This window comes from Pseudomonas sp. PB105 (genome assembly GCF_009764655.1).
Taxonomy (GTDB): Bacteria; Pseudomonadota; Gammaproteobacteria; order Pseudomonadales; family Pseudomonadaceae; genus Aquipseudomonas; species Aquipseudomonas cyclaminis.
Window position 1 is genome coordinate 1 of record NZ_RWIO01000001.1, and the last position, 1,271, is coordinate 1,271.

Sequence of the window (1,271 nt, forward strand, 5' to 3'; positions counted from 1 at the left end):
ATCACCAGCAGCGCCACCCTGGCCCCAGGCCAGGTGCTCAACGTCACCGACGGCGCCCCACAGGCCTTCAAACCTGGGGCAGTCATCACCGGCCTGACCACCGTCGCCGCCCGTGACAGCAGCTTCATCGCCACCTTCGAGGCCATCCCTTATTCGCAAAGCGTGTGCTTTCGCCCAGAACTCAAGAACAAACCCCTGATCGCCGGCACTATCCCCGCGCGCGTAACCAGCAACCAGGCCAACGATGCCTACGCCCATATCGACCTGGAGGGGCGCTACCGAGTGAATTTCCTGTTTGACCGCGACACCTGGACGCTCGGTCAGGAAAGCCTCTGGCTGCGCCTGGCCCGGCCCTACGCCGGCGATACCCACGGCCTGCACCTGCCGCTGATCGCCGGCACCGAAGTGGCGGTGGCCTTCGAACAAGGCGACCCCGACCGCCCCTACATCGCCCACGCCTTGCACGACAGCCAGCACGTCGACCACGTGACCTTGCGCAACTACAAACGCAACGTCCTGCGCACCCCAACCAATAACAAACTGCGCCTGGACGACACGCGGGGGCAGGAGCACGTCAAGCTGAGTACTGAGCACAGTGGCAAGAGCCAGTTGAATCTTGGGCATTTGGTGGATGGTCAGCGCAAACCCCGAGGCCAGGGCGCCGAATTGCGTACGGATGGCCATGCCGCCATCCGTGCAGGCAGCGGGATCTTCATCAGTGCGGACGCACAGCCCAAAGCGCAGGGCCAGATGCTTGAAATGAGCGCAGCACTGGGCCGGCTACAGCAGGCGGGAGAACAGTTGGACGGGTTGTCGGCAGACGCCCAGGCAGCCCAGGCAGACCCTGCCGATGTAGAGGCCCAGTTGAAGTTGCTCAAGCAAGACCTGGAGCAACTCAAGTCGTCCGTGCTGATGTTCAGCGCGCCTGCTGGCGTGGCCATGACCAGCGGCCAGCACTTGCAGTTGGCGGCTCAACACAACCTGATGATCAACGCCGGGGCCGAGGCAGATATCAGCGTGGTCAAGCGGTTGTTTATCGGCGTGGGTCAAGGGATGAGCCTGTTTGTGCGCAAGCTGGGGATCAAGCTGATCGCCAATCAAGGGGCGGTAAAGATCCAGGCACAAAACGACACGCTGGAGCTACTCGCGCGTCACGGCTTGGAGATCACCAGTACCGAGGACGAGATCCATATCACGGCGAAAAAGAAAATCACCCTCAACGCAGGGGGCAGTTACATCACCCTTGATCAAAGCAGCATCGAGTCTGGGAC

General features: G+C 61.9%; 1 protein-coding gene. It reads left to right on the forward strand.

Annotation, left to right across the window (positions count from 1 at the left end):
- The coding region (locus EJD88_RS00005) for a type VI secretion system Vgr family protein (RefSeq protein ID WP_256673561.1) at positions 1-1,271 on the forward strand (1,271 nt) is incomplete at both ends.